This is a genomic window from Azospirillum sp. UENF 211521, assembly GCF_058780535.1.
In genome coordinates this window covers 453,034-478,581 of record NZ_JBSNCF010000003.1, presented here as the reverse complement: position 1 = coordinate 478,581, position 25,548 = coordinate 453,034, and the positions used below count along the sequence as shown (strand labels likewise).

Sequence of the window (25,548 nt, the reverse complement as noted above, 5' to 3'; positions counted from 1 at the left end):
GGATTGGGCTTCGTGGAGCAAAGTACTTTTAAAAGCCCAGCTCGCTCTTCGGCTTCTTGGTGACGGCTTCGAGGAACGTGTAATCCAGGTTCTTCTCCGCGGCGGCGGTGACGTCGTTGGAGATGTACTTCAGCTCGCGCATCATCGTGGCGATGGCCAGCGTGCTGTCCTTGTGGATGGCGTAATCCGGGGAGGCGTTCTTCAGCGCCTCGATGGCAACGGCCTTGTCCATGCCGGTGTATTTGTTGATGACGTCCACCCACACAGTCTGGTCGGACTTCAGTTTGTCGACCAGGGCGACGACCGAGCCGACGGTGGCCTCGACCGCCTTCGGGTGGTCCTTGATGACGTCGGAGCGGGTGACGATCAGGTTGGTCAGGTTGCCGGCGGCTTGGTCATAGGGCAGGGCGAAATGCGTGCCGACGCCGGTCTGGCGGATCTGCGAGGCGAAGGGCTCCACCGTGCAGATCACGTCCACCTCGCCGCGCTGCAGGGCGGCGGCATGGTCGGACGGGTTCGGGATGTTGATGAACTGCACGTCCTTGTTGACGTTGATGCCGTGCTTCTGGAGGGCGCCGCGCATGTGGATGTCCTGCGCGTTGCCGCGCGACGCCGCGACGCGCAGCGGCTCGCCCTTCTCCTTGCGCTCGGCGACCAGCGTCTTCAGCCCGTCCCAATCATCGGCCTTCAGGGTGATGCCCTTGCCGACGACGATCTCCGACCCACCGTTCACCTGACCGGACACGGCCACCACGTCGAAGCCCTTATCGAGCGCCGTGATGTAGTGCAGGTAGGTGACCTGGGCCATGTCGATGCTCTTCGACACCAGCGCGGTCAGCACGTCGTTGCCGGAATTGAAGTTGATCGCCTCGATCTCCACGCCCTTGGCGAGTTCCGGGGTCAGCGCCATCGGCAGGCAATGGGCGCATTTGGCGAAGCCGAGCTTCAGCTTCTCCGCGTCGGCGGCCTGGGCCGTCGCGGCGGCCGAGAGAGCGAGAAAAGCGGCGGTGACGGTCGTCAGGGTGAGGGACCGGAACGTCATGAAAGGAGTGCTCCCGATGCGGTTGCGTCCCTCCTCCTTTCGCAAGGCCCGTGCCAAATTGTATACAATATTATAATTCCCAATTTGTTGGCTGTTTTCAGCCGTTTAGGGCATATTGAAGGAGGCCGGCCGCGCGGGAGCGGGCTTGCCTGATTTTTGGGCATGGCGCATCTTTTCGGTATGCATGCCCAAGTATGCAGCACTTTCGGGGGTGGTGGGTCAGGATGGACAGGATCAAGACCATGAAGGCGCCGGCCCGGCCGATCCGCCGCGCGACGCTGCATCATTCCGCGGTGGAGGAACTGCGGGCGATGATCCTGGACGGGGAGTTGCCGCCCGGCGTGCGCGTCCCCGAGGTCCAGCTTTGCGAGCAACTCGGGATTTCCCGCACGCCGTTGCGCGAGGCGCTGCGGGTTCTGTCATCGGAGGGGCTGGTGGAGCTTCGCCCGCACCGCGGCGCCATCGTCGCCCCGGTGGACCCCGGCGAGATCAGCGCGATCTTCGAGGTGATGGACGCGCTGGAACGGCTGGCCGGGACGCTCGCCTGCCGCAACGGCTCCGACGCGGAGTTCACGAAGCTCGACCGCATGCACGACCAGCTGGTCACCCAGCACGAGGCGGGGGAGCGCGCCGCCTACTTCCTGACCAACCGGCAGATCCACGCCCAGATCGTCGCCATGGCCCGCAACCCGGCGCTGGAAGCGACCTACGCCGGCTTTGCCGCCAAGATCCTGCGCGCCCGCTCGCTCGCCAACTACGACACCGGCCGCTGGCAGGAGTCGGTGGACGAGCATGAAGGCTTCATGGCGGCATTCCGCCGCCGCGACGCCGAGGAGGCCGGCGCCCTGCTGGCCGACCACAGCCGCCGCACCGCGGTGGCGGTCATCCAGGCGCTGCGCCAGCCGGCGGTTCAGGAGGGCGGGGCCGTCGCCAGCGCCGCGCCGATGGACGTGGATTGATTCGTTCGATTAAGGCTTGAATTATGCTGCGCTGCGGAATATATTAGTTTCACTGACGCCTTTTCGGGCGTTTCCTCCCTAAACTCAGGCCGCCGGAGCAATCCTGGCGGCCTTTTTCTTTGCCCGGAACACGCCATGGGTGCTGTGTGCGGCGCGGCAACGGATCGCAATGTCTGGTGGTGAGGCAGGGTCCTGAAAGTGAAACACGCTGCCGCCGTCAAAGCCCTGCGGGGGTGCTGGGGCTTGAGGCATGCAGCGTGTCGCATTGTGTGCGCGCCTTTGTTTTTATGCGGCGCGCCCTTGCTTTCACGGACTACCGAGTCCTCCCTAAACTCCGGCCTGACGCTGTTCGCAGCGCTACGAAAGATAGACCATACGTACCCGCATGATGTCAATGGGCACGGTGGCCGGAGGAGTATGTTTTTCCGCCTATGACCTTGCGCGGGCACCGGCAAACCCCGCGCGAATCGGGACATGATCGACTGCCAATGTAGGAGCGGGCCGATTGTGGCGCGTACCATCGCCGTCTCGGTTCACGTCATGCCCGCCGGGCATCGGAACCGGCAATGCGGAGGAAGCACCATGGCCGACGAGCGGAACCCGAATCAAATGGGCAGCCAGGACGAGCGGAAGCAGGGGCAGCAGACCCAGGACAACCCGAAGAACCGGCAGCAGGGGCAGGACCAGGCAAACCGGCAACAGCAGGACATGGACCGCGATCGGGACGAGAAGGGCGGGCAGCAGCGCTGACCGCAAGCCGCAGGGGCACGGGACATGATGTCCCGCGTCCCGCGATGGGTTTGCGGCGTGCTGGTTTTTTCGGCATACACTGGGGCGGCCAGCCGGCCGCCCCTTTTGCGTGGGCGGTCCGGCTTCCGCTGGGAGGAGAGAGGACGGACCATGACCTACTGCGTCGCCCTGTATCTGAAGGACGGCTTGGTGATGCTGTCGGACACGCGCACCAACGCGGGGGTGGATCACATCTCCATCTTCAGCAAGATGCACGTCTTCGAAGAGCAGGGCGACCGCATGATCGCCCTGATGACCGCCGGCAACCTGTCGCTGACCCAGTCGGTGATCGCGCTGATCCAGGAGGGGGTGGAACTGGACGGCGAGATCCGGACCATCTCCAGCGTAAGCGGCATGTTCCAGGCCGCCCAGCTCGTCGGCGCCGCCGTCCGTCAGGTGTGGAAGCGGGACGGTCACGCGCTGAAGGAGCAGCGGGTGGATTTCGACCTGTCCATCATCCTGGGCGGCCAGATCCGCGGCGACCGCGTGCGGCTGTTCCACGTCTACGCCGCCGGCAATTTCATCGAGGCGACCGCCGACAACGCCTTCTTCCAGATCGGCGAGCACAAATACGGCAAGCCGATCCTCGACCGCGCGTTGAACCACAACACGCCGCTGGAGGAGGGGATGAAGCTGGTGCTGATCTCCATGGACAGCACGCTGCGCTCCAACCTGACGGTCGGTCTGCCGCTCGACCTGATCGCCTACCGCCGCGACTCTCTGAAGCTGGAGACGCGGCGGCGGATCGGCGAGGACGACCCCTGCTTCAAGGAGATCAGCGACGGCTGGTCCCAGGCGCTCCGCGAGGCATTCCGCTCCCTGCCGCCGCCCAAATGGGCTGATTAATCGGAAGACGCCGCCTTCCGCACGCGCACATGGCTGTCGTGGAAGGCGGCGCCGCCGAACGGGGCCACCGGGTCGGCGCCGGTCAGGCTGTTGATCCCGTGCCCGCCCTCGTGCGCCGCGTTGGGCCAGATGGATTCGGCGATGACCACGCCGCGTCGCACCCCGTCGAACAGCCGCGCGTGCAGCAGGACCGCGCCGCGCCCGTTGGCGGCCTCCACCCGGTCACCGTCCGCGATGCCCAGCGCCGCCGCGTCTTCGGGGTGCAGGATCAGGCTCGGCCGGCGCTCCCGTCCGGCGGAGGTCGGGGTCTCGGTGAAGCTGCTGTTCAGGAAGTTGCGTGCCGGCGCGGTGACCAGCCGGAAGGGGTGCTCGTCGTCGGCCTCCTCCGTCACCGCCCAATGGTCGGGGAAGGTCGGCATGGCATCGACCGGGCCGAAGGTGGACGGCGCGGTGTAGGGCACCTTGGGCCAATCCGGCTTCAGGCGGAACTTGCCGTCGGGCCAGCGGAAGCCCTTCACGAAATGCGCGTCCTCGAAAGCCGGCTGCACGTCGAGGAAGCGCTGGGATTCCAGCGCCTCCAGCGTGCCGTGGCCGGACGCGCGCAGCGTGGAGTCGATCAATTCCCGCTCGGTCATGGCGAAGCCGGGGTGGGAGTCGCTGCCCAGCCGCCGCGCCAGCTTCGTGATGACGGCGTGGTTGGGCCGGCAGTCGCCGGGCGGATCGACCAGCTTGGGTCCGAGCAGGATGTGCTGGTTGCCGCCCGCCTGATAGAGGTCGTCGTGCTCCAGGAACATGGTGGCGGGCAGCACGATGTCGGCCATGCGCGCCGTCTCGGTCATGAATTGCTCGTGCACGCAGACGAACAGGTCGTCGCGGGCGAAGCCGCGGCGCACGCGGGCCTGATCGGGGGCGATGGTCACCGGGTTGGTGTTCTGGATCAGCAAAGCCGTCACCGGCGGGCCGCCGGCCAGCGCCTCCGGATCGCCCTCCAGGATCGGGCCGATGCGCGACTGGTCGAGCATGCGCACGGCCGGGTCGCGCAGGTCCAGCCCCTCGATCAGCGTCTTGTTCCAGCCGTAGATGCCGCTGTTGGAGTGGAAAGCCCCGCCGCCCTCGACCTGCCAGGCGCCGCTGACCACCGGGATGCAGGAGGCGGCGTGCATGTTCACCGCCCCGTTGCGCGAGCGGGTGAAGCCGTAGCCCAGCCGGAAATAGCTGCGCGGCGTGTGCCCGACCAGCCGGGCGAAGGCTTCGATTTCCGCCGCCGGCAGGCCGGTGATGGCCTCGGCCCACTCCGGAGTCCGGCTGGCGAGATGCGCCTCCAGCCCGGCCGGGTCGTCGGCGTGGCTGGCGAGGTAGGCGCGGTCGGCCAGACCGTCGCGGAACAGCACATGCATCACCGCGCAGGCGAGCGCCCCGTCGCTGCCCGGACGGATCAGCAGCGGGATGTCGGCCTGCTCCATGGTCGGGGTGCGGTAGACGTCGACCACGGCGATCTTGGCCCCGCGCTCCTTGCGGGCGCGGACGGCGTGGGTCATCACATTGACCTGGGTGGAGACGGCGTTGGTGCCCCAGATCACCACGAGGTCGGACTTGGCCATCTCGCGCGGGTCGGCCCCGGCCAGCCTGCCGGCGCCGGCCAGCCAGCCGGCCCAGGCCGGGTTGGTGCAGATGGTGGCGAAGAAGCCCGACCAGCGCCGGGCGTGGCGCAGCCGGTTGATGCCGTCGCGCTGCACCAGCCCCATGGTGCCCGCGTAGTAGTAGGGCCACACCGTCTCCGGCCCGTGCCGGCGCTCCGCCTCCAGGAACTGCTCGGCGACGATGTCCAGCGCCTCGTCCCAGGAGATCGGTGCGAACTGGCCGGAGCCCTTGGGGCCGGTGCGGCGCAGCGGCTGGGTCAGCCGGTCGGGATGGTGCACCCGCTCGGCGTAGCGGGCGACCTTCGCGCAGATCACCCCCGCGGTGTAGCTGTTGTCGGCGGCGCCGCGGATGCGCCCGATGCGGCGCTCGTCGAGCACCTCGACCTCCAGCGCGCAGGTGGACGGGCAATCGTGCGGGCAGGCCGATGCTTGCAGACGGGGGGCGTGCAGGCGGGGGGCGGTGCGGTTGGGCATGGGTCTACAGATGGGTGCGGGAAGGGGTCAGGGAAGGGCGGCGGTGCTGTGCAGCGTCACGCGCAGGCCGCCGTGCGACACCGAGGGGCCGGACGGCTGAAAAGGCAGGCCGGTCGCCTGGGCCAGCGACGCCTCGTTGGTGACCAAACCGACCCGCCAGCCGGAGAAGCGCGACAGCAACGTCTGCCCCAGCGCGCCGTAGAGGGCGAACAGCGGCTTCTTCTCGCCGATCCGCGCGCCGTAGGGCGGGTTGACGATGACAAGGCCCGGCGGCCCCTCCGGCGGCATCAGGTCGCTGACCGCGTGCTTCTGGAAGTCCGTCAGGGCGGCGACGCCCGCGCGCTCGGCGTTGGCGCGGCTCATGGCGATGGCCCCGCCGTCGCGGTCGCTGCCGTAGAAGCGAAACGCCGGCGTTGGAGCGTTGCCGCCCGCGGAGCGCATCGCCTGCCACGCCGCGTCGTCGAAGGAGGCAAGCTGCTCGAAGGCGAAGCGGCGCGTGCGTCCAGGGTGCAGGCCGGCGGCGATCTCCGCGGCCTCGATGACGAAGGTGCCGGAGCCGCACATGGGGTCGACCACCGGCTCGGTGCCGTCGTAGCCGCAATGGTGCAGGAACAACGCGGCCAGCGTCTCGCGCAGCGGGGCCTTGTGAATCTCCTCCTTGTGGCCGCGCTTGTGCAGGGACTCGCCCGACGCGTCGACGCTGATGGTGCACAGATCGTCGTCGATGCGGGCCTTGATGGAGACCTCGGCCTCGGCGGAGATGGGGGCGCCAAGCTCCTCGGTGATGGCGCGCTCGATGCGCTGGGCGGTCGCCCCGGCGTGGTAGATGCGCGAGCCCTTGCAGGACGCCTCCACGCGGACCGGCACGTCGGGGCGCAGGACCTCGGCCCAGGGCACCCGGCGCGCCCGCTTGTCGAGCTGGGCGAGGTGGAAGGCGCGGAAGGAGGCGACGCGGGCCAGCACGCGGGTCGCCCCGCGCAGTTCCAGGTTCGCCCGCCAGACCTCCGGCCAGCCGCCGCGGACGGTGACGCCGCCCTTGATGGCGGTGGCGTCGCGGAAGCCCTTGGCCTTCACCTCCGCGCAGAGCACGGATTCCAGCCCCGGCGCGGTGACGATGAAGATCTCGAAATCGGTGCCGGTACGGTCGGCGGCGGCGGTGTCGCTGGTCATGGCCTCTAGATATCCCGAAGCCCCGTCGCCTTCGACATCTTTCTAGCAGCCGGTCTTGCCGATGACGGCGGTCAGGCGCTCGTAGCCGGCGCGGGTCAAATGCACCGGGTCCTTGTAGAGCGGGCAGGCGCCCTCCGCCGGGCAGGCGTCGCGCAGCGGGGTGCTCGCGTCCACCACGCGCAGGCCGGGGCCGGCGAGAGCGGCCAGCCGCCGGTTCACGTCCATGATGCGTTCGGCGAAGGCGGAGTTGCCGTCGCGCCGCGGCAGCAGGGTGAGCAGCGTGACGCAGGCGCCGGGAGCCGACCGCCTCACCTCCGCCGCGATGGTCCCGATGGTGCCGGCGATCTCCGCGGCGGAGCGGTTCGGCAGGTCGTTCGTTCCGACCAGGACGATGGCGGACTCCAAACTCATGCCCGGCCCGAAAGCCTGCCGCACCCGCCACAGCAGGTTGCCCGTGGTGTCGCCCCCGGCCCCAAAATTCATCGGCTCCGCGTCGAACAGCGGGCGGGCGAGGTCGGGCGGCCAGCCGGCGATCAGGGAATCCCCCAGCAGCATCGCCTTCGGGTCCCGATGCCGCAGCGTCTCCATGCGCGTGGTCAGCCAGTCCGGATAGGGCGGCTGCGTGCGCGGTCCGATGGCCGTGTCACTCTGCGCCGGGACGGCCAGGAACGCCAACAATACGGCGACCCCGGCCCATCCCGCTTTGATGATCCGACTCACGCCGCTTTCGCCGGCAGGGCGATGGCCGGAACCGGCTCCGGGTGCAGGGCGGGCGGCGACAAGTCCAGCACGGCGCGCTCTCCCTCGGCCAGCGGGCGCACGGCGTTCACGGTCAACGCGACGGTCAGCGGTCCTTTCGTGGCGGGGGCGTCCAGCACGAGGTCGGTCGCCCGGCCGGGATGCACCTCGAACCGCTCCTCGGCCAGCGTCGCGCCGTCCTCCGCGGCGATGGCGACCGCGACGCGGAGCGGGACGGAATCCCGCAGGGGGCAGCGCAGGGTGGCGCCGAGATGGAAGGCGCCGGGTGCATGGACCCCTGTCCAGCGCAGCGTGGTGCCGGGCTTCTCCGGATCGGGACCGTGCAGGCGGAACATCCCCTCATAGGGGCGGCACCAGCTGTTGCCGTTCAGCAGGCGGACGGTTCCGGCGCGCAGGTCGCCCGCGATGGGCTTGCCCAAGTCCTGATCGGGGGCGAAGGGGAAGCGGAGTTGCACCAGCGCGTCGGGGGCGCCGATGCGCAGGGCGGCGTGGCGCCGGGCCCAGTCGTGGCAGGGGAACAGGCTCAGCGCGCCCTGGACGATGGAGAACCACGCCGCGGCGTCGATGTCGTCCGCCCGATGATAGGGGGCGAAGCGGGTGACGCAGCCGCGCATCAGGCCGGGCCGCTGCCACTCCACGCGGCCGATGCGGGCGGGATCGTCGGTCTCCCGGACCTCCAGCAGGGCGAAGTCGTCGTGGCCGGCCAGGGCGGTCAGCGCCTCGTAGAGGCCGTCAATGGTCGCGGGGGCGATGCCGGGGTTTGACTTCACGACGAAGATCACCCCGCCCATCGCCGCGCGCGCGGTGAATTTGGCCTGGAGATACTGGATCTTGCGCGTTTCCCGGCGGTGCAGGGCGCGCCGCGTCGCCTCGTCGTCGCGGAAGACCAGCCGGCCGCCGGTCACGTCGGACTTCATGTCGCTGTGCCAGCCGATGCCGTAGGCGGAATCCAGCACCATGCCGGTGCGCAGCGGCGACAGGTTCTCGAACCGGTACATGCCGTCGAAGTTGGCGCGCAGCTTGGCCAGAAGCTGGTCGGGCTTCATGGAGGCCCAGCGGAACAGGCTTCCCGCCTCGCAAGACAAGCGGCGCAGGACGAAGCCGAATTCGCAGTTGTCGCCCAGAACTCTCGAACCGCAGAAGGTCGTCCGCGCCGATGCCGATGGTCATGCTGTTGCCCCGTTTCGCTGCCAAACCGTGGTTTCGGCAAGCCTAGCGCGAGCCGGACGGGACGCGTCAACGGGCGGTGGCGATGGCGCCGAAAAGATCACCGCGAATTCGAGGCAATCCGTTCGGACTCTTCGACGGTTCAGACCCTCCGGGTCGCTTCCGCCATGCGCCGAGAACCGCGCTTTTCCGGTCCGGTTGCCTTTAAGCGGCCCCGGCCTCGGATCGCCGCCGGCTCGGCGCAGCTTCGATGACCGCCATGCCTCTTGCCATCCAGGCCGGCGCTCAGGGTCCGACGGGCCGGTCGCCCAGCACGGTGGCGCGGTGCATCAGGCGGCTGTGCGGCAGATAATCGTTCACCGCGTAATGCTGGGTGGAGCGGTTGTCCCACAGCACGAGGTCGTCGGCCTTCCACCGCCAGCGCACGGTGAATTCCGGGCGGCTGATGTGGTCGAACAGCAGGTCGAGGATGGCCGCGCTCTCGCGGTCGCTCAGCCCGACGATGCGCGCGGTGAAGTTCTCGTTCACGAACAGCGCCTTGGCGCCGCTCACCGGATGGACGCGGACCACCGGGTGGGTCACCGGCGGGTGGCGGTCGCGGGCCGCGCGCCAGCGGGCGTGCGTTTCCGGATCGCCGTTGTGCCGCCATTCGGGGAAGGATTTGGTGAAGTCGTGCAGCGCGGTCAGCGGGTCGAGCAGGCGGCGCAGCGGTTCCGACAGGCCGTTGTAGGCGGCGATGTTGCTGGCCCACACGGTGTCGCCGCCGTTGGGCGGGATCCGCTTGCCCGACAGCGCCACGATGGCCGGCGGCGTCTCGATGCAGGTCACGTCGGTGTGCCAGACGTCGTTGTCCGTCACGTTGTGCGGCCCGGTGTCGAGCACCATGATCTCCGGCTGCTCGGGCACGTTGGGATAGACGGGGTGGACGTGCAGGCTGCCGAAGCGCGCGGCGAAGGCGCGCTGGGCCGCGGGCGTCAGGGGCTGGTTCTCGAAGAACAGCACCTGATGGGTGACCAGAGCGCGCTCCAGCGCGGCGGCCTCCGCGTCGCTCAGCGGGTGGGTGAGGTCCAGCCCCTCAACCCGCGCGCCGATGGCCGGGTTGACGGGGGTGATGGACAGGCTGGGCAGAGAGATGTCGGGCATGGCGGTTCCCCGGATGGCAGAAGTGGGAGAGGAGGAATCAAGCGTCGGGCGGCACCGGCTCGACCGCCGGCAGGCGGGCCAGCGCCTTCAGCGTGTCCTCGGCGACCCCGAAATTGCGGACGTAGGAGGTGGCGGCGCTGCGGTGGGGCTGGAAATCCCAGGGGGTGTGACGACCGGTCAGCAGCACCTTGTGGACGAACAGCCGCCGGTTCTGGCTCTCGATCACCGCCCGGCGCAGGGCCGGCGCGTTCCAGCGCCGGGCGACGGACGCGGCCAGATCGGCCTCGATGGCGGCGAGATCGCGCGCGCCGGCGCGGTTGACCAGCTCCTTCGGGTCGGCCTCCAGATCGTAGAGCTGCGGCGGGTCGCCGTCGCAGGCGATGTATTTGTAGCGGCCGCGCCGCACCATGAAGGCGGGGTTCAGCGTCCCTTCCCCCAGATACTCCGCGAAGATGGTGCGGCCGGCGCCGCGCGCCGAACCGGCCAGCAGGGGCAGCAGGCTTTCGCCGTCGAACGGGTCGACCGGCAGCGGCGCCCGGCCATCGAGCAGGTCGAGGATGGTGGGGAACAGATCGACGTGCGACACCGGGGCCGACACCCGGCGCGCCGCCCAGCGTCGCGGAGCGTGGACCAGCAGCGGCACGCGGGACGACCATTCGAAGAAGGTCATCTTGTACCACATGCCCCGCTCGCCCAGCATCTCGCCATGGTCGCCGGTGAAGACGATGATGGTGTCTTCGGCCAGCCCGGCCCGCTCCAGCGCGGTCAGCAGGCGCCCGACCAGCTCGTCCACATAGCTGATGGAGCCGTAATAGGCGTGGCGGGCGGTGCGCACCCGCTCCTCCGTCAGGTCGTAGCGGTGCAGCCCATCCATGTAATGGAGCCGCCGGCTGTGCGGATCGAGCCGCTCCGGCGGGATGGGCGGCACCAAGGGCAGGTCGATCGCCGCGTGGTCGTAGAGGTCCCAGTGCTCCGGCAGGCAATTGAAGGGGTCGTGCGGGTGGGTGAAGGACACCGCCAGCAGGAAGGGCGCCTCGTCTCCGGTGCGGCCGTAATCGTAGATCTTCTGCACCGCCTGATGGGCGGTCTCTTCGTCGAAGTCGATCTGCAGGCTGCGGTGGCAGGGGCCGGCCTCGACCACGCTCGCCATGTGATGCGACCAGTCGTAGGCCAGCGCCCCGTTCCCCCAATCCGGCGTCCAGCCGAAATCGGCGGGATAGACGTCGGTGGTCAGCCGCTCCTCGAAGCCGTGGAGCTGGTCGGCGCCGACGAAATGCATCTTGCCCGACAGGCAGGTGCGGTAACCGGCGGCGCGGGCGTAATGCACGAAGGTCGGCACGGAGGAGGCGAACTCCGCCGCGTTGTCGAAGGCGCCGATGGCCGAGGGCAGCCGCCCCGACAGCAGCGCGAAGCGCGACGGCGCGCAGAGCGGGTAGTTGCAATAGGCGTTGTCGAACACCACGCCTTCCGCGGCCAGCCGCGACAGGTTCGGCGTCTTGACGACCGGATGACCGTGGAAGGGCAGGGCGGGGGCCGCCATCTGGTCGGCCATGATGAACAGGATGTTGGGGGGCCGCGACACGGCGAAAGCACTCCGGTTCGGGAAAGCGTCAGGTCTTGCTCTTCCAGGGCACCAGCCAGGATTCCAGCAGGCGCATCCCGTAGGAGAAGGCGAAGGCCCAGGCGGCGATGATGCCGATGCCGACGAACACCACGTCGGTGGCCAGGAAATGCGAGGCGGACATGATCATGAAGCCGATGCCGCGTGTCGCCGCGATCAGCTCCGCGGCGACCAGCGTGCTCCAGCCGACGCCGATGGCGATGCGCAGGCCGGTCAGGATCTCCGGCAGGGCGCTGGGCAGCACGATGGCGCGGAAGAGCTGCCAGCGCGTGGCCCCCAGCGACAGCGCGGCGTTGACCCGCTCGATGGGCAGCGACCGCACGCCGGCCTGCGCCGACAGGCAGATCGGGGCGAACATCGCCAGGGTGAGCAGGGCGATCTTCGACACCTCCCCGATGCCCAGCCAGATGATCATCAGCGGCAGATAGGCCAGCGGCGGCAGCGGCCAGTAGAACTCGATGGGCGTGTCGAGGATGCCCTTGGCCCAGCGGTTCAGCCCCATCGCCAGCCCCAGCGGGATGCCGAGCGACGCCGCGATCAGCGCCGCGGCGAGGATGCGCAGCAGGCTGGCCGACACATGCTCCCCCAGCGTGGCGCCGGCGTAACCGTCCTCCAGGATGGCGAGGAACTGGGCGGCCACCTCCCCCGGCGCAGGCAGGAACAGCGGCGTCACCAGCCGGTAGTGCGACACCAGGAACCACATGGCGATGAGCAGAAACCCGGTGACCGCGCTGATCGGACCGGTCCGTGCCCCGTCCAGTCCGAAGGGCCGCAGGGCGACGGTCCGGGGGCGGACGGCGGGTTCGGCCAGGGGGCCGGCGGTGGAGCGGGCGGCGTCGGTCATTGCAGTGTCTCCCCGCGGTGGACCGCCGCGTGATGCGGACGGTGGACGAGATCGCGGATGCGGTTGTGCAGGTCCCCGAACTCCGGGTCGGACAGGATGGCGCGCACGTCCCGCTCGGCGGCGAAGCGCCGGACGAAGTCGAGGTCAAAGCGGGCGACGATCCGGCCGGGGCGCGGCGACATCACCACCACCGTCGTGCCGAGGAACAGCGCCTCCTCGATGGAGTGGGTGATGAAGAAGATGCGCTTGCCGGTGCGCGCCCAGACGTCGACCAGCAGCTCCTGCATCTGCTCCCGCGTCAGGCTGTCGAGCGCGCCGAACGGTTCGTCCATCAGCAGGATCTTCGGGTCGGTGGCCAGCGCGCGGGCGATGCCGACGCGCTGGCGCATCCCGCCGGACAGCTCGTGCGGGGCGGCCTTGGCGAAGCCCTCCAGCCCGACGAGGCGCAACAGCTCGGCGGCGCGGCCCCGCCGTTCCCGCAAGGGAAGGCCGGCGAAATCCAGGCCGAGCGCCACATTGTCCAGCACGCTCTTCCAGGGCAGCAGCGTGTCCTTCTGGAACACCACGCCGCGGTCGGCGCCGGGGCGCTCCACCGGCCGGCCGTCCAGCGTGATGCTGCCGTCCGACAGGGGAAGGAAGCCGGCGATGGCGTTCAGCAGCGTGGACTTGCCGCAGCCCGATGCGCCCAGCGCGACGACGATGCTGTTGGCGTCGATGTCCAGCGACGCGCGGTCCAGCGCGTGAATCGTCCCGCCGTCACGGCCTGGAAAGAACACGCTGGCGTTCTGCACGCGGAGCATGGCGCGCCTCCCGTCCGGCCGCGCGTCAGGGCAGCGCCTTGACGTAATCCGCCGTGACGAAGCCGCCGTAGCTGGGCAGCACGGTGGAGACCTTCTTCTGCTCCTTCAGGAACTCGGCGGTTTCCTTCAGGATTCGGGCGGTGCCGCTGCTCTCGCCGCCGTCCAGCCAGTCCTTGGTGGCCTGCTGCTTGGCCGGGATCAGCGACAGGTTGTTCAGCGCCGCCGCCTGATCGGACGGCGTGCCGCCGAGAAGCCCGGCCAGCGTCTTGGCGTTCGGCGAGTCCGGCCCCCAAGCGGCCTTGTCGTTGCGGAAGGAGACGCTGTAGCGCTCCACCACCCCGGCGAAGCTCTTCAGGAAGGCCGGGTTCTCCTTGGCGAAGGCGGCGGTGGCGACCCAGGCGGTGAAGGTCGGGGCGCCGCGGTCGGCGACCTGCCGGGAGGTCAGCAGGACCTTGCCGGTCTTCTTCAGTTCGGTCAGCGCCGGGTCCCAGACGAAGGCGCCGTCCAGGTCGCCGCGGTTCCAGGCCGCGACGATGTCGGGCTGCGGGATGGCGAAGACCTGGGCGTCGCGCTCGCTCAGCTTCTCCTGCTTCAGCACGGCGAGGAGCTGGTAATGGTCGGTCGAGACCGGGGCGGCGGCCAGCTTCTTGCCCTTCAGGTCGGCGGGCGTCTCGATTCCGGAGCCGTTGCGGACCACCAGCGCCTCGTCCGTGCCGGAGGCGCTGGCGAGGTAGAAGGCCTTCACGTCCAGCCCGCGGCTGACCGCGGCGGCGAAGGGGCTTGAGCCGACATAGCCGACCTGGACGTCGCCCGACGCGATGGCGGCGAAGATGTCGGCGCCCGAATTGAACTTGCGGAAATCGATCTCGGCGCCAGTCGCCTTGGCGAAGTCCCCGTTGGCGATGGCCACCGACGACGGCAACGCGTCGGTCTGGTAGGCCACGACGACCTTGCCGGCGGCCTCGGCGGAGAAGGGCGCCAGGGTGGCCAGCGCGAGCAGGGCGATGGAAGGCAGGAACGGCTTCATGGTGGCTTATCTCCCCCGTCTTCACCCGGCGGCGCGGTCGTCCGCCGGTAAAGAAACTCTACATATTTAGAAGGGAAATAAGCAACACCACAAGCGATCATGCATGTATTATTTTTTCATATACAGCAATAATAATATGTTAAATATGGCCGGGATGGAGGGAATGCCGATTTCCCTTCCGGGACGTCAAAACCGACGCTCAGAAGGCCTTGTCCTCGCCGAAGGTGACCCGGTGGAGCAGGCGGTACCCGGTGTAGTCGGTCACCGCGTAATGGACGGTGGCGCGGTTGTCCCAGATCGCCACGTCGCCGTTCCGCCAGCGCCAGCGCGCCTGGGCTTCGGGCTTCTCGAACAGCCCGAACAGGAAGGTTAGCAGCGCGTCGCTCTGCTGGCGCGACAGGCCGCGGATGCGCAGGGTGAAGTTCGGGCTGACATAGACCAGCTTGCGGCCCGTGACCGGATGGGTCTGGACGACCTTGTGCACCACCGGCAGATGCTCGGCGCGGGCCTGACGGTACAGTTCCTCCCCGTTGGGCTGGGTGCGGAACCACTCGGGCCAGCCGCTGTGCTCGATGCTGTGCACCGCCTCCAGTGTTTCCAGATAGGCCCGCAAGGCCGGGTCGAGGCGGTCGTAGACGTAGGTTCCGCTGGCCCAGGCGGTGTCGCCGCCGACGGACGGCACGTTGCGCGCGTGCAGGACCGTGCCGGTGGGCGGGTTGGCGGAAAAGGTGATGTCGGCATGCCATTGATCGGTGCCGTAGCCCGGTTGCCCCGGCGTGAACTCGATCAGCTCGACGAGCCGGTTCGAAGTCGTGGCGCTTGAAATAGGCCTTGGCCTTGTCGGGATCGCCGAAGATCCGGGCGACATCGACCTGCCGCTCCGGGGGCAGCGTCTGGCCGCGGAAGAACAGCACGCCATACTCGGCCAGCGCCCGGCGCAGGTCGGCGCGGACCTCCTCGCCGGTGGTCTCCCCGAGGTCGATTCCGTCCACCACGGCGCCGATGAAGGGGTTGTAGGGCGTCAGCGTGAAGCGGCGGAAGCCGTCGGCATGAGGGGACTTCGTCGTCATTGGATCGTCCTTCGGCCAAGGCAGCGGAGCGGAGTGCCCACCGTGAATAATCCATAATTCAGATAGACAAATAAGCTTTCCTCGTTGATATAGATCAATCAACGAGAAAATTTGCACCTAATCGGAAAAATTACACAAAAATTGCCGCGTCATTGCCAGGGTGGCTTGACACCAATGTGTGTTAAATGAAATAGGAACAACCACAATGTGAATAGGGAAATCGGAGGGTCCTGGTAACGGCGACGCGCGACCCGGCCAGCGGACCCCGATCCCAAAACCCGAGCATGAAGCGAGGTACCGACCATGGCCGTTTCCAGATTTGTCGCCTTGGCCGTCGCGGCCGCCATCGGCCTCGGGCTGGCCGGAACCGCCACCACCTCCGCCGCCGACGATCTGCGCATCGCCGCGCAGCCCTTTCCCCTCTATGCGCCCCTGTTCGTCGCCAAACAGAAGAAGTGGCTGGACGAGGAACTGGCCAAGGTGGCGCCGAACGCCGCCGTCAAATGGTCGCTCTTCCCCGCCGGTCCGCCGATCAACGAATCCTTCGCCGCCGGGCAGCAGGATGTGGGCTTCGTCGGTGACACGCCGGCGCTGGTCGGCAAGGCGGCGGGGCTGGACACCAGGGCCATCGCCCTGACCTCGGACGGTCCGAAGAGCTTGGCGGTCGTCGTCGGCGGCGACTCCCCCATCGCCTCGCCCAAGGAGCTGAAGGGCAGGAAGGTGGCGGTGACCAAGGGGTCTTACGCCCACCATCTGCTGGCGCTGGTGCTGGAGCAGGGCGGCCTGACGCTCAACGACGTCGAGCTGATCAACCTGCCGGTGGCGGAGATCCCGCCGGCCATCGTCGCCGGCACCATCGACGCCGGCGCGGTGTGGGAGCCGATCCTGACCCGCTTTGAATCGCAGAAGGCGGTTCGCGTGCTGGCCGACGGCACCGGCATCAAGAAGGGCCTTCTGCTGATCGTCGCCGACAACGGCTTCCTCAAGAACCGGCCCGAGCAGGCGAAGGCGCTGCTGACGGCGTACAAGCGCGCCTCGGAGTTCATCACCGCCAACCCGAAGGAGGCCGCCGACCTTATCAGCGGCGACGTCAATTTGGCCCCCGACCTGCTGGTCCAGGTCCTGCAGCGGATGAACTACGACCCGGCCATCCACGACGACGACGTGGCCGAGGTCAAGAAGACCGAGCAGTTCATGCGCGCCCACGGCCTGATCAAGACCGCGGTGGACGTGGACGCCTTCTTCAACCGCAAGCCGGCGGACGAGGCGGGGCTGAAATGAGCGCCGAACTGGCTTCCGATGCGCGTTCCGCGCAGCGGGCCGGGCTGAGGGCGGGGGCGAAAACGGGAGCCCTGCGCTCCCGCCTGGGCGCCCTGGCCGGCGTCCTGCCGGGGGTCCTGGGCCGGGCGGCGCTGTATGTGGCGCTTCCCGTCGCGCTGCTGGCGGCGTGGCAGGCGGCGTTCGCGCTGGGCTACATCCGCCCCATCCTGCTGCCGCCGCCGACCAGGGTGGGCAAGGCCTTCGTCGATCTGGCGGCCAGCGGCGACCTGTTCCGCCACCTGGGCATCAGCCTGCTGCGCGTTCTGGAGGGGTTCGCCATCGCCGCGCTGGTCGGCCTGCCGCTGGGCATCGGGATCGGCCTGTCGCGGACGCTGGACCGGCTGACCGACCTGATCATCCAGCTCACCAAGCCGATCCCGCCGATCGCCTGGATTCCGCTGGCCATCCTGTGGTTCGGCATCGGCGAGGCGGGGAAGGTCTACATCATCTTCCTCGGCGCCATCTTCCCCATCCTCGTCAACACCATCGACGGCATCCGCCAGACCGACCACCGCCATGTCGAGCTGGCGCGCGTGCTGGAGGTGACGCGCCGCCGCTTCATTCTCCAGGTCGTTCTGCCGGGGGCGCTGCCGAACATCATGACCGGCCTGCGCGTCGGGCTGATGGTGGCCTGGATCTGCGTGGTCGCCGCCGAGCTGATCGCCGCCTCGTCGGGCCTCGGCTACCTCATCATGGACGCCCGGCAGATGAGCCAGACCGATCAGGTTCTGGTGGGCATGATCACCATCGGCGCCATGGGCAAGCTGCTCGACGTCGTGCTGCGCGCCGCCGAACGCCGCCTGATCACCTGGAAAACCACCTTCTCGGGGAGCTGACCGCCATGGTTGCCACCGCTGCCCGCAAGGCGGGCGCCGATCGCGCCGCCAGCCTGCGCATCGGCCCGCTGTCCAAGACCTTCACGCTGAAGACCGGCCCGCTCAGGACCGAAACGGTCCAGGCGCTCGCCGACATCCGGCTTGACGTTCCGGGCGGGAGCTTCGTCAGCATCGTCGGCAGTTCCGGCTGCGGCAAGAGCACGCTTCTCCGCATCATCGCCGGTCTGGAGACCAGCTATGACGGGTCCGTCACGCTCGACGGGCGGCCCATCGGCGGACCCGGCCTCGACCGCGGGGTGATCTTCCAGGAGCACCGCCTGCTGCCCTGGCTGACGGTCGAGCAGAACATCGCCTTCGGGCTGAAGAACCTACCCAGGGCGGAGGTCGCCCGGCGGGTGCGGGAGCATCTGGAACTGGTCGGGCTGGAGGGCTTCGCCAAGGCCCACCCGCACCAGCTCTCCGGCGGCATGGCCCAGCGCGTCGCCATCGCCCGCGCGCTCGTCAACCAGCCGCGGGTGCTGCTGTTGGACGAGCCGTTCGGCGCGTTGGACGCCCTGACCCGGATACAGATGCAGCAGGAGATCCTGCGCATCTGGGAGGTGCAGCGCACGACCATGATCCTGGTCACCCACGACATCGACGAGGCCGTCTTCCTCGGCGACGAAGTGGTGGTCATGTCGTCGCGCCCCGGCACCATCCGCAGGAGGCTGCCGGTCGGGCTGCCGCGCCCGCGCGACCGGTCGAGCCCCGACTTCATCGCTTTGCGCAAGGAAATCCACCGCGAGTTCTTCACCGCGGCGGAGCTTCCGTTCGCCTACGAAATCTAACGGCAAAATCTGAGGCGACCATCATGAGCTTCTACCGCGACTTCCACGACAAGACCGCCATCGCCGACTGGAGCCGCCGCGAGCGCCCGAGCTACGACAGCATCGCGGTGCGCCCGCTGTCGCCCATCCTGGGCGCCGAGGTCGAGGGCGTGGACTTGTCCAAACCGCTGAGCGACGCGCAGTTGGCCGACATCCGCAAGGCCATCGCCGACCATCTGGTGCTGGTGTTCCGCGACCAGGAAATCACCGCGGAGGACCACAAGCGCTTCGCCCGTCACTTCGGCACCCTGCACCGCCATGTGCTGGGGGGCGCGCGGCAATTGTCGTCGAACGACCACGATCCGGAGATCCTGGCTTGGCGCACCGGCCCCGAAGCCCGCTACACCGCCGGCGACGCGTGGCATGCCGACGTGACCTGCGATCCCGAACCCATCTGGGGCTCCTTCCTGCGCGTCACCAAACAGCCGGAGATCGGCGGCGACACCGCCTTCGCCAACATGTATCTCGCCTATGAGTCGCTGTCGGAGAAGGTCAAGGCGCTGCTCGACGGCCTGACCGCCGTCCATGACGGGGGCAAGGCCTGGACGGCGGGCTATGGCGCCACGCCGCAGCCGGGGCAGACCTTTCCGTCCACCGAGCATCCGGTGGTGGCGCGCCATCATCTGACCGGGCGCAAGTACCTGTTCGTCAACGAGGCCTTCACCAGCCACATCGTCCAGCTGACGCGCACCGAGAGCGACGCCATCCTGGGCCTGCTGTTCCGCCACATCGAAAAGAACCTAGCCTTCCAGACGCGCATCCACTGGCGCCCCAACTCCCTGGTCTTCTGGGACAACTGGGCCACCCAGCACCACGCCGTCTGGGACTACTACCCGCATGAGCGGTGGGGCGAGCGCGCCTCGGCCTTCATCGGCTCCGCGCCGCAGCCCTGACTGGATGCCCGTACCGCCCGCCGGTCATTCCGCGAACACGCGCTCGCGGTTCCGGCGGACGGTGAGGATGATGATGGCGGCCAGCAGCACGCCGGTCAGGACCAGCAGCGCGAGGCTGATCGGCTCGCGCAGGAAGACGGTCGGATCGCCACGCGACAGGATCATGGCGCGCCGCAGATTCGCCTCCATCATCGGTCCCAGCACGAATCCCAGGAGCAGCGGCGCCGGCTCGAAGCGCAGGGCCTGCCCGGCACGCGCTGGATGGGCGCCGACCGCTTCCGCTCCGGCGATCAAGACGCGTCGCGTGTCGCTCATTCCCGTCTTCCTGCTCCGTCTACCCGCGATCGCGTTGCCCCGTCCACATCGCTGAACCAGCGGAAAACCGCGCTCGGGGGGAAGTGGAAGCTTGACGTCAAACAAAAATCCTATTTTCCTATATGGAACAGGAAAAATAACACTATGGAAAATTGTTTTTTTAGTGCGGCAATTGTCCGGACGACGCTCCCCCGTTGTCCACCCTTTCAAGCAGGAGGTCCGGCATGAAGGCTTCGGATGACTTCCAATGGATGCTGATCGCGTCGCTCAGCCCGTCTTGCTCCTTGCCTTTGCCACTGCCGCCGGATCCTTCGGACGACGCGCCGGACCGGACGCACGCGGAGCAGCCGTTGCTCGGCCGTCGGCTGGCCTTGGGGGCCGGTGTCGTCCTGGCCGTCCTTCCGGTGCTGGTGGCCGCGCTGGCCTGATCCGCCCCACCCCCGGCCTCGGCCGCCCCCCAACGTTCCGGATGGACGGATGCCATGACCGATCCCACCCCTTCCAACCTGTCCCGCCTGCGCGGCTTCATTGGCGACTTCACCCGTCTGGTGGAGCGGTTCGACGACGAGGCCGCCATTCTTGCCTCGGGGCGCAGCCTGCTGGCCGGGCTGGTCGCCGTGGACGACTGGCTGCCCGACGCCTACGCGCAGCCCGATCCGGTCCATTACCGGCAGTATCTGCTGCATTGCGATCCCCATGAGCGCTTCTCGGTCGTCAGCTTCGTCTGGGGACCGGGACAGCGCACGCCGATCCACGACCACACCGTCTGGGGCCTCGTCGGCGTGCTGCGCGGGGCGGAACATTCCCAACGCTACGAATTGCAGGATGGCCCGCCCATCCCCTCCGCCGCCGACTTTCTGCCGGTCGGATCGGTGGAGGCGGTGTCGCCGCGCCTCGGCGACGTCCACGCCATTTCCAACGCGCTGACCGACCGACCGTCGATCAGCATCCACGTCTATGGCGGCAACATCGGCGCCATTCGGCGGTCGGTCTTCGATCCGCTGACCGGCGAGCGCAAGCCCTTCATCTCCGGCTACGCCAACAATGCCCTGCCCAACCTGTGGGACCGCTCGAAGCCCATTCCGCAAGCCGCATAACAGGTCCCGGAAAGCAAACCATGCCCGACACCGCCCCACCCGACACCGCACCGCTCGCCACCCGCACCGCCGCGGACATCCGCCGCGACTGGATCGACCGCAGGGAGGTCGCCCTTCTCGACGCGCGGGAGGAGGGACCCTATTCGTTGGCCCACCCACTGTTCGCCGTGTCGCTGCCGCTCAGCCGGGTGGAGCTTCTGGCTTATGACCTGCTGCCGCGGCGCGACGTGCCGATCACCGTCTACGACAACGGCGAGGGCTACGCCGAGCCAGCGGCGCGGCGGCTCCTGGCGCTGGGCTACCGCGAGGTGACGCTGCTGGAGGGCGGGCTGGCCGGCTGGACCGCCGCCGGGTTCGAGGTCTACCGGGACGTCAACGTGCCCAGCAAGGCGTTCGGCGAGTGGGTGGAGCATCACCGCCACACCCCGTCGCTGTCCGCCGACGAGGTGAAGACGCTCGTCGACACCGGGGCCGATCTGGTGATCCTCGACGCCCGCCGCTACGAGGAGTTCCAGACCATGGCGATTCCCGGCGGCATCAGCGTGCCGGGGGCCGAACTGGTCAAGCGCGTCCACGACATCGCGCCCGACCCGCGGACGCTGGTCGTCGTCAACTGCGCCGGACGCACCCGTTCGATCATCGGCACGCAGTCGCTGGTGAACGCCGGCATCCCCAACCGGGTGGCGGCGCTGCGCAACGGCACCATCGGCTGGACCCTGGCCGGGCTGGAGCTGGACCGCGGGCGCGACGGGCGCTTTCCGGCGGTGTCCCCGGAGGGCGACGCCAAGGGCCGCGCGGCCGCCCGCGCGGTGGCCGACCGGGCCGGCGTCGGGCGCATCGGCCCCGCCGCGCTGGACGCCTTCCGCGGCGACGAGCGGCGCACCCTGCATCTCTTCGACGTGCGCACGCCGGAGGAGTACGCGGCCGGCCATCTGCCGGGCTTCCGCCACGCGGCGGGCGGCCAGCTCGTCCAGGCGACGGACGAGTATGTCGCGGCGCGCGGCGCCCGCATCGTGCTGGCCGACGACCCGGCGGGCGGCGGCGGGCCGCGCGCCGACATGACCGCCTCCTGGCTGGCGCAGCTCGGCTGGGAGGTGCATGTGCTGGAGGGCGACGTGGCGTCTCTGGGCATCGAGAGCGGCCCCGACCGCCGCCGCCTGCCGCGGGTACCGGACGTCGGCGCGGAGACGGTGGCGCCGCGCGACCTGCTGGCCCTTCTGGAGAACGGCGAGGCGGCGGTGATCGACATCGCCCGCAGCCCGCGCTACCGCGCCGGCCACATTCCGGGAGCGTATTTTTCGACCCGCGCGCGTCTGGGCGGCACCATCGCCCGCCTGCCGAAGGGCGTGCGCCCGGTGCTGACCTGCTGGGACGGCACGTTGACCCGCTACGCCGCCGCCGATTTCCCGCCGGGAGCGGTCCCGCTGTTGCTGGAGGGCGGCACGCAGGGCTGGGTGGCGGCCGGGCTGCCGCTCAGCGCCGGGCTGGAGCGTCTGGGGCCGGAGCCGGACGACGTCTACAAGCGCCCCTACGAGGGCACCGACAACAGCGCCGCCGCCATGCAGGGCTACATCGACTGGGAGCTTGAGCTGGTGGACCAGCTGAAGCGCGACGGCGCCCACAATTTCCGCGTCATCTGACCGGCTTTTTCACGGGACACACCATGACCACGCCCTTTTCCATGCGCGTTTCCGTTCCGCGCCGGACGCTTCTCGGCGCCGCCCTTCTGCTCGCCGCCGGCTTCGCCGGCCTGTCGCCGGTCCCCGCGCAGGCCGAGGCGACAGAGGTCCGCTTCGCCCGCAACCTCGGCCTCGGCTACCTGCCGCTTTACGTCATGGAGGACAAGGGGCTGGTGGAGACGCACGCCCGCGCCGCCGGGCTGGGCGCGGTGACGGTCCGCTACACCCCGCTCGGCAACCCGACGACGATCACCGAGGCCACCCTGTCCGGCAACGCCGACTTCGGGGCGGCGGGCGTGCCGGCCTTCATCATCGCCTGGGACAAGACGAAGGGGAACGCCAACCTGCGCGGGCTGGCCGCGCTGAACGCCCAGCCGGCCTACCTCAACACCAACCGGCCCGAGGTGAAGGGCCTGACGGACTTCACGGACAAGGACCGCATTGTCGTGCCGTCGGTCCGCGCCTCCTATCAAGCCATCGTGCTCCAGATCGCCGCCGAGCAGGTCTTCGGTCCCGGCCAGCACGCGCGGCTGGACCCGCTGACCGTGTCGCTGGCCCATCCCGACGGCACCGCCGCCCTGCTGTCCGGCCGGACGGAGATCACCGCCCACTTCACCAGCCCGCCCTTCCAGGACCAGCAACTCCGCGACCCGAAGATCCACAAGGTGCTGAGCAGCTACGACGTGCTGGGCGGGCCGGCGTCCTTCAGCGCGCTGTGGACCTCCGCCGCCTTCCACGAGGCCAACCCGCGGCTGACCAAGGCGGTGCTGGCGGCGCTGGAGGACGCGGTGGCCCTCATCAAGGCCGACCCCAGGGAGGCCGCCCGCGCCTACATCCGCATCGAAAAGTCCAAGCTGGGCGAGGAGGAGGTGGCGGCGATGATCGCCCATCCGGAGGTGTCCTACGACCTCGCCCCGCGCGGCATCGGCATCTTCACCGACTTCATGGCGCGCATCGGCTCGATCCGCAACCGGCCCGCCGACTGGCGCGACCTGTTCTTCGCCGACATCCACGACCGCACCGGAAGCTGAGGGCGTTTTCATGACCCACCCCACCTTCACCACCCATCCGGTCTCCCCCACGCTGGGGGCCGAAATCCGCGGCATCGACCTGTCGCGGCCGCTGGATGGCGCCAGCGCCGCTGCGCTGGCCGCGGCGCTGGACCGCCATCTGGTGCTGGTGTTCCGCGACCAGACGCTGTCCGACGCTGACCTCGTCCGGGTGTCCGGCCATTTCGGCCCGCTCGACAAGGCGCCGATCACCGAGCATGGCCGGCTGCACGCACCGGGCTTCGAGGAGGTCTACGTCATCTCCAACGTCACCGAGCAGGGCCGCCCCATCGGCGCGCTGGGGGCGGGGGAGTCGGTCTGGCACGCCGACATGACCTATCTGAAGACCCCGCCCTACGCCAGCAGCCTCTACGCGCTGGAGGTGCCGGAGGAGGGTGGGGACACCGGATTCATCAGCATGTTCGCCGCCTACGACGCCCTGCCCGAGGAACTGAAGCGGCGGATCGACGGGCTGTCGATCAAGCACGACAGCACCACCAACAGCGGCGGCTATCTGCGGCAGGGCTTTGCGCCTCCGACCGACCTCGCCACATCGCCGGGAACCGTGCATCCGCTGGTCATCGTCCACCCGGTGAGCGGGCGCAAGGCGCTGCTTCTGGGGCGCCGCCCGCATGCCTGCATCCCCGGCCTGCCGCCGGCGGAGAGCGAAGCCCTGCTCGATGCGGTGTGGGAGGCGGCGGTGCGTCCGGAGCTGTCCTGGCACCACCAATGGCGGGTCGGCGACCTCGTGATGTGGGACAACCGCTGGACCATGCACCGCCGCGATCCCTTTCCCGAGGACCAGCGCCGCCGCATGCACCGCACCCAGATCGCCGTTCCTGCCGGATTGCGGCGCCCTGAGGCGGTATGAGCGTCCTCATGTTTCCGCCTCCGCCGATGCGGGAGAGCCAGCGGTTCACCGAAATGATGACCCGCCGCTCCGTCGACCGCGGCTGAGCTGTCACTTTGACACGGCGAAAGCGCGGCGGGTGTGGCGTTTCATGACGGCGCCGGGTTGACGGTGCCGCCTCAGCTGCTTCCGCGATGGGTCAGTGTCAGATCGATGGCACGGATCGGCTCCGCTGGCATGTCTCCGCGCATCCGCTGCAGGATCATCGATCCGGCTTGGCGGCCAAGGTCGCGGCTGTCGATCCCGATGGTGGTCAGTCCGGGCGGCAGCTCTTCGGCAACGTCACTGTGACCGAAGCCGAGGATGGCGATGTCTTCGGGGAGGCGCAGACCCAACCGGCGCGCCTCCAGCAGCGCGCCGGTCGCCAGCAGGTCGTTGGCGCAGAACACCGCCTCGATCGCGGCGTTGCCGGACAGCAGCTCGGCGAGCGCGCGACGGCCGTCGACCATGCTGGTGACCCTGTCGACCGAAAGCTCGGCGACGATGTCGAGCCCGGCGGCGCGGGCCCCCTCGCGGAAACCGTTGAGGCGAAGGGCGCCGCGGCCGCTGCGGCGGCCGATGAAGGCGACGCGGCGATAGCCCCGCCCGGCGAAATGCTCCGCCGCGAAGCGGCCGCTGTCGATGTTCGAGAAGCCGACCAGCATGTCGATCGGGTCGCGGGGATAGGCCCAGGTCTCCATGATCGGAATCCCGAGCGCCCGCAGGGCCCGCCGGTTCTCCTCGATCTCGATGACGCCGGTGAACATGACCGCCGCCGGGCGCATCTCGCGCAGCGACTGGATCATCGTCGTTTCCTTGGCGTAGGAGTAGGAGGTCTGCCCGATCATCAGCTGGTAGCCCTGCGGCTCCAGCACCTCGCCGCAGCCCTGCACGGCAAGGCAGAACTGCTGGCTTTGCAGGTTGGAAACGAAGGCGGCGACGATGTTCGAGTGGCCCGACCTCAGCGCGCGGGCGTGCGGGTTGGTGGCGTAGCCGGTGCGCTCGACGATCTCCAGGATCTTGCGGCGCTTGGCCTCGGCCACCTTCTCCGGCTGGCGCAGGGCGCGCGAGACGGTGATCGGCGAGACCCCGGCAAGCCGGGCGATCTCGACGATGCGCGGCGGAGCGGCCCCGTCGCGGACCGCCCCATCCTCCGCTCTTCCATTGCTGGAAGGCAGCGGCTCCGCTGCCCGGAGACGGAGGACGTCGTCGATGGTCGGCGGACGCTTCGCCGCACCGGTGTCACTCATGCC

General features: G+C 69.0%; 25 protein-coding genes and 1 pseudogene. 12 read left to right on the top strand and 14 right to left on the bottom strand.

The features are described 5' to 3' along the window. Nucleotides 1–28 precede the first annotated feature (28 nt). Nucleotides 29–1,042: an ABC transporter substrate-binding protein gene (locus ACWPN5_RS26955; RefSeq protein ID WP_492298441.1), complete on the bottom strand. Its 1,014-nt coding sequence runs from the start codon at nt 1,040–1,042 to the stop codon at nt 29–31. A gap of 224 nt (nt 1,043–1,266) precedes the next feature. Between ACWPN5_RS26955 and ACWPN5_RS26950 the strand changes: the two genes are divergently transcribed. The 3 genes from ACWPN5_RS26950 (at nt 1,267) to ACWPN5_RS26940 (ending at nt 3,636) form a co-directional block, all read left to right on the top strand. Continuing rightward, nucleotides 1,267–2,001 carry a GntR family transcriptional regulator gene (locus ACWPN5_RS26950; protein ID WP_492298439.1) on the top strand — a complete coding sequence of 245 codons (735 nt, stop codon included), beginning with the start codon at nt 1,267–1,269 and terminating at the stop codon, nt 1,999–2,001. A 582-nt stretch (nt 2,002–2,583) separates the two neighbouring features. Continuing rightward, the gene (locus tag ACWPN5_RS26945) at nt 2,584–2,751 is read left to right on the top strand and encodes a hypothetical protein (RefSeq protein WP_170295972.1); all 168 of its coding nucleotides are present in this window, start codon (nt 2,584–2,586) and stop codon (nt 2,749–2,751) included. Nucleotides 2,752–2,901: 150 nt separating this feature from the next. After that, complete coding sequence (locus ACWPN5_RS26940; protein WP_492298437.1) at nt 2,902–3,636, top strand: proteasome-type protease; 735 nt, start codon at nt 2,902–2,904, stop codon at nt 3,634–3,636. On the opposite strand, the gene ACWPN5_RS26935 is transcribed toward ACWPN5_RS26940, so the two are convergent. The 11 genes and pseudogenes from ACWPN5_RS26935 to ACWPN5_RS26885 form a co-directional block, all read right to left on the bottom strand. Further along, complete coding sequence (locus ACWPN5_RS26935) at nt 3,633–5,750, bottom strand: molybdopterin-containing oxidoreductase family protein (protein ID WP_492298435.1); 2,118 nt, start codon at nt 5,748–5,750, stop codon at nt 3,633–3,635. The genes ACWPN5_RS26940 and ACWPN5_RS26935 overlap by 4 nt on opposite strands. 27 nt (nt 5,751–5,777) lie before the next feature. After that, entirely contained in the window at nt 5,778–6,920 is a 1,143-nt protein-coding gene (locus ACWPN5_RS26930) for a THUMP domain-containing class I SAM-dependent RNA methyltransferase (protein ID WP_492298433.1), read from the bottom strand. Nucleotides 6,921–6,962: 42 nt separating this feature from the next. Then, complete coding sequence (locus ACWPN5_RS26925; RefSeq protein ID WP_492298431.1) at nt 6,963–7,640, bottom strand: GDSL-type esterase/lipase family protein; 678 nt, start codon at nt 7,638–7,640, stop codon at nt 6,963–6,965. Continuing rightward, on the bottom strand, nt 7,637–8,725 hold the full coding sequence (locus ACWPN5_RS26920; protein ID WP_492298429.1) for a hypothetical protein: 1,089 nt from the start codon (nt 8,723–8,725) through the stop codon (nt 7,637–7,639). Before ACWPN5_RS26920 ends, ACWPN5_RS26925 begins: the two co-directional genes overlap by 4 nt. Before the next feature lie 406 nt (nt 8,726–9,131). Beyond that, nucleotides 9,132–9,989, bottom strand: coding sequence for a taurine dioxygenase (tauD, locus tag ACWPN5_RS26915; protein WP_492298427.1), 858 nt, complete (start codon nt 9,987–9,989; stop codon nt 9,132–9,134). A 37-nt stretch (nt 9,990–10,026) separates the two neighbouring features. Further along, a complete protein-coding gene (betC, locus tag ACWPN5_RS26910; protein ID WP_492298426.1) occupies nt 10,027–11,571 on the bottom strand; it encodes a choline-sulfatase in 1,545 nt (514 codons plus the stop codon). Between the two features lie 28 nt (nt 11,572–11,599). Beyond that, nucleotides 11,600–12,454, bottom strand: a complete 855-nt coding sequence (locus ACWPN5_RS26905) for an ABC transporter permease subunit (RefSeq protein ID WP_492298424.1) — start codon at nt 12,452–12,454, stop codon at nt 11,600–11,602. Next, entirely contained in the window at nt 12,451–13,254 is an 804-nt protein-coding gene (locus ACWPN5_RS26900; protein ID WP_492298423.1) for a taurine ABC transporter ATP-binding protein, read from the bottom strand. Before ACWPN5_RS26900 ends, ACWPN5_RS26905 begins: the two co-directional genes overlap by 4 nt. Nucleotides 13,255–13,279: 25 nt before the next feature. Beyond that, on the bottom strand, nt 13,280–14,281 hold the full coding sequence (tauA, locus tag ACWPN5_RS26895) for a taurine ABC transporter substrate-binding protein (protein WP_200479666.1): 1,002 nt from the start codon (nt 14,279–14,281) through the stop codon (nt 13,280–13,282). A 199-nt stretch (nt 14,282–14,480) separates the two neighbouring features. Beyond that, nucleotides 14,481–15,149 carry a TauD/TfdA dioxygenase family protein gene (locus tag ACWPN5_RS26890; protein ID WP_492298421.1) on the bottom strand — a complete coding sequence of 223 codons (669 nt, stop codon included), beginning with the start codon at nt 15,147–15,149 and terminating at the stop codon, nt 14,481–14,483. Continuing rightward, a pseudogene (locus tag ACWPN5_RS26885) lies at nt 15,139–15,351 on the bottom strand (TauD/TfdA dioxygenase family protein); the annotation flags it as partial. The gene ACWPN5_RS26890 and the pseudogene ACWPN5_RS26885, both read right to left, overlap by 11 nt. Before the next feature lie 303 nt (nt 15,352–15,654). On the opposite strand from ACWPN5_RS26885, the gene ACWPN5_RS26880 reads away from it, so the two are divergent. The 4 genes from ACWPN5_RS26880 to ACWPN5_RS26865 are packed head-to-tail and all read left to right on the top strand — an operon-like array spanning nt 15,655 to nt 19,266. Next, a complete protein-coding gene (locus tag ACWPN5_RS26880) occupies nt 15,655–16,632 on the top strand; it encodes an aliphatic sulfonate ABC transporter substrate-binding protein (protein ID WP_492298419.1) in 978 nt (325 codons plus the stop codon). Beyond that, nucleotides 16,629–17,507, top strand: coding sequence for an ABC transporter permease (locus ACWPN5_RS26875; protein WP_492298417.1), 879 nt, complete (start codon nt 16,629–16,631; stop codon nt 17,505–17,507). The genes ACWPN5_RS26880 and ACWPN5_RS26875 overlap by 4 nt, the downstream gene beginning before the upstream one ends. Nucleotides 17,508–17,512: 5 nt before the next feature. Next, nucleotides 17,513–18,334: an ABC transporter ATP-binding protein gene (locus ACWPN5_RS26870; RefSeq protein WP_492298416.1), complete on the top strand. Its 822-nt coding sequence runs from the start codon at nt 17,513–17,515 to the stop codon at nt 18,332–18,334. Between the two features lie 23 nt (nt 18,335–18,357). Then, the gene (locus ACWPN5_RS26865; protein WP_492298414.1) at nt 18,358–19,266 is read left to right on the top strand and encodes a TauD/TfdA dioxygenase family protein; all 909 of its coding nucleotides are present in this window, start codon (nt 18,358–18,360) and stop codon (nt 19,264–19,266) included. Nucleotides 19,267–19,290: 24 nt separating this feature from the next. Here ACWPN5_RS26865 and ACWPN5_RS26860 read toward each other — a convergent pair whose 3' ends face one another. Beyond that, entirely contained in the window at nt 19,291–19,581 is a 291-nt protein-coding gene (locus tag ACWPN5_RS26860) for a hypothetical protein (RefSeq protein ID WP_492298412.1), read from the bottom strand. A 224-nt stretch (nt 19,582–19,805) separates the two neighbouring features. Here ACWPN5_RS26860 and ACWPN5_RS26855 point away from each other — a divergent pair, with 224 nt between their 5' ends. The 5 genes from ACWPN5_RS26855 to ACWPN5_RS26835 are packed head-to-tail and all read left to right on the top strand — an operon-like array spanning nt 19,806 to nt 24,277. Continuing rightward, on the top strand, nt 19,806–20,009 hold the full coding sequence (locus ACWPN5_RS26855; protein WP_145681882.1) for a hypothetical protein: 204 nt from the start codon (nt 19,806–19,808) through the stop codon (nt 20,007–20,009). Between the two features lie 54 nt (nt 20,010–20,063). After that, nucleotides 20,064–20,678, top strand: coding sequence for a cysteine dioxygenase family protein (locus ACWPN5_RS26850; protein WP_492298410.1), 615 nt, complete (start codon nt 20,064–20,066; stop codon nt 20,676–20,678). A gap of 20 nt (nt 20,679–20,698) precedes the next feature. Then, the gene (locus tag ACWPN5_RS26845; RefSeq protein ID WP_492298408.1) at nt 20,699–22,318 is read left to right on the top strand and encodes a rhodanese-like domain-containing protein; all 1,620 of its coding nucleotides are present in this window, start codon (nt 20,699–20,701) and stop codon (nt 22,316–22,318) included. A 23-nt stretch (nt 22,319–22,341) separates the two neighbouring features. Next, nucleotides 22,342–23,388, top strand: a complete 1,047-nt coding sequence (locus ACWPN5_RS26840; RefSeq protein WP_492298407.1) for an ABC transporter substrate-binding protein — start codon at nt 22,342–22,344, stop codon at nt 23,386–23,388. Nucleotides 23,389–23,398: 10 nt separating this feature from the next. Continuing rightward, nucleotides 23,399–24,277 (top strand): TauD/TfdA dioxygenase family protein, encoded by an 879-nt coding sequence (locus ACWPN5_RS26835; protein ID WP_492298406.1) that lies wholly within the window; start codon nt 23,399–23,401, stop codon nt 24,275–24,277. A gap of 158 nt (nt 24,278–24,435) precedes the next feature. On the opposite strand, the gene ACWPN5_RS26830 is transcribed toward ACWPN5_RS26835, so the two are convergent. Continuing rightward, nucleotides 24,436–25,545, bottom strand: coding sequence for a LacI family DNA-binding transcriptional regulator (locus ACWPN5_RS26830; RefSeq protein ID WP_200478216.1), 1,110 nt, complete (start codon nt 25,543–25,545; stop codon nt 24,436–24,438). Between the last annotated feature and the right edge of the window lie 3 nt (nt 25,546–25,548).

Bases quoted from the DNA above. Each gene is read 5' to 3' on its own strand.
- ACWPN5_RS26955 (WP_492298441.1), bottom strand. From the start codon at position 1,042: ATGACGTTCCGGTCCCTCACCCTGACGACCGTCACCGCCGCTTTTCTC.
- ACWPN5_RS26950 (WP_492298439.1), top strand. From the start codon at position 1,267: ATGGACAGGATCAAGACCATGAAGGCGCCGGCCCGGCCGATCCGCCGC.
- ACWPN5_RS26945 (WP_170295972.1), top strand. From the start codon at position 2,584: ATGGCCGACGAGCGGAACCCGAATCAAATGGGCAGCCAGGACGAGCGG.
- ACWPN5_RS26940 (WP_492298437.1), top strand. From the start codon at position 2,902: ATGACCTACTGCGTCGCCCTGTATCTGAAGGACGGCTTGGTGATGCTG.
- ACWPN5_RS26935 (WP_492298435.1), bottom strand. From the start codon at position 5,750: ATGCCCAACCGCACCGCCCCCCGCCTGCACGCCCCCCGTCTGCAAGCA.
- ACWPN5_RS26930 (WP_492298433.1), bottom strand. From the start codon at position 6,920: ATGACCAGCGACACCGCCGCCGCCGACCGTACCGGCACCGATTTCGAG.
- ACWPN5_RS26920 (WP_492298429.1), bottom strand. From the start codon at position 8,725: ATGAAGCCCGACCAGCTTCTGGCCAAGCTGCGCGCCAACTTCGACGGC.
- tauD (WP_492298427.1), bottom strand. From the start codon at position 9,989: ATGCCCGACATCTCTCTGCCCAGCCTGTCCATCACCCCCGTCAACCCG.
- ACWPN5_RS26905 (WP_492298424.1), bottom strand. From the start codon at position 12,454: ATGACCGACGCCGCCCGCTCCACCGCCGGCCCCCTGGCCGAACCCGCC.
- ACWPN5_RS26900 (WP_492298423.1), bottom strand. From the start codon at position 13,254: ATGCTCCGCGTGCAGAACGCCAGCGTGTTCTTTCCAGGCCGTGACGGC.
- tauA (WP_200479666.1), bottom strand. From the start codon at position 14,281: ATGAAGCCGTTCCTGCCTTCCATCGCCCTGCTCGCGCTGGCCACCCTG.
- ACWPN5_RS26890 (WP_492298421.1), bottom strand. From the start codon at position 15,149: ATGTCGCCCGGATCTTCGGCGATCCCGACAAGGCCAAGGCCTATTTCA.
- ACWPN5_RS26880 (WP_492298419.1), top strand. From the start codon at position 15,655: ATGGCCGTTTCCAGATTTGTCGCCTTGGCCGTCGCGGCCGCCATCGGC.
- ACWPN5_RS26875 (WP_492298417.1), top strand. From the start codon at position 16,629: ATGAGCGCCGAACTGGCTTCCGATGCGCGTTCCGCGCAGCGGGCCGGG.
- ACWPN5_RS26870 (WP_492298416.1), top strand. From the start codon at position 17,513: ATGGTTGCCACCGCTGCCCGCAAGGCGGGCGCCGATCGCGCCGCCAGC.
- ACWPN5_RS26865 (WP_492298414.1), top strand. From the start codon at position 18,358: ATGAGCTTCTACCGCGACTTCCACGACAAGACCGCCATCGCCGACTGG.
- ACWPN5_RS26860 (WP_492298412.1), bottom strand. From the start codon at position 19,581: ATGAGCGACACGCGACGCGTCTTGATCGCCGGAGCGGAAGCGGTCGGC.
- ACWPN5_RS26855 (WP_145681882.1), top strand. From the start codon at position 19,806: ATGAAGGCTTCGGATGACTTCCAATGGATGCTGATCGCGTCGCTCAGC.
- ACWPN5_RS26850 (WP_492298410.1), top strand. From the start codon at position 20,064: ATGACCGATCCCACCCCTTCCAACCTGTCCCGCCTGCGCGGCTTCATT.
- ACWPN5_RS26845 (WP_492298408.1), top strand. From the start codon at position 20,699: ATGCCCGACACCGCCCCACCCGACACCGCACCGCTCGCCACCCGCACC.
- ACWPN5_RS26840 (WP_492298407.1), top strand. From the start codon at position 22,342: ATGACCACGCCCTTTTCCATGCGCGTTTCCGTTCCGCGCCGGACGCTT.
- ACWPN5_RS26835 (WP_492298406.1), top strand. From the start codon at position 23,399: ATGACCCACCCCACCTTCACCACCCATCCGGTCTCCCCCACGCTGGGG.
- ACWPN5_RS26830 (WP_200478216.1), bottom strand. From the start codon at position 25,545: ATGAGTGACACCGGTGCGGCGAAGCGTCCGCCGACCATCGACGACGTC.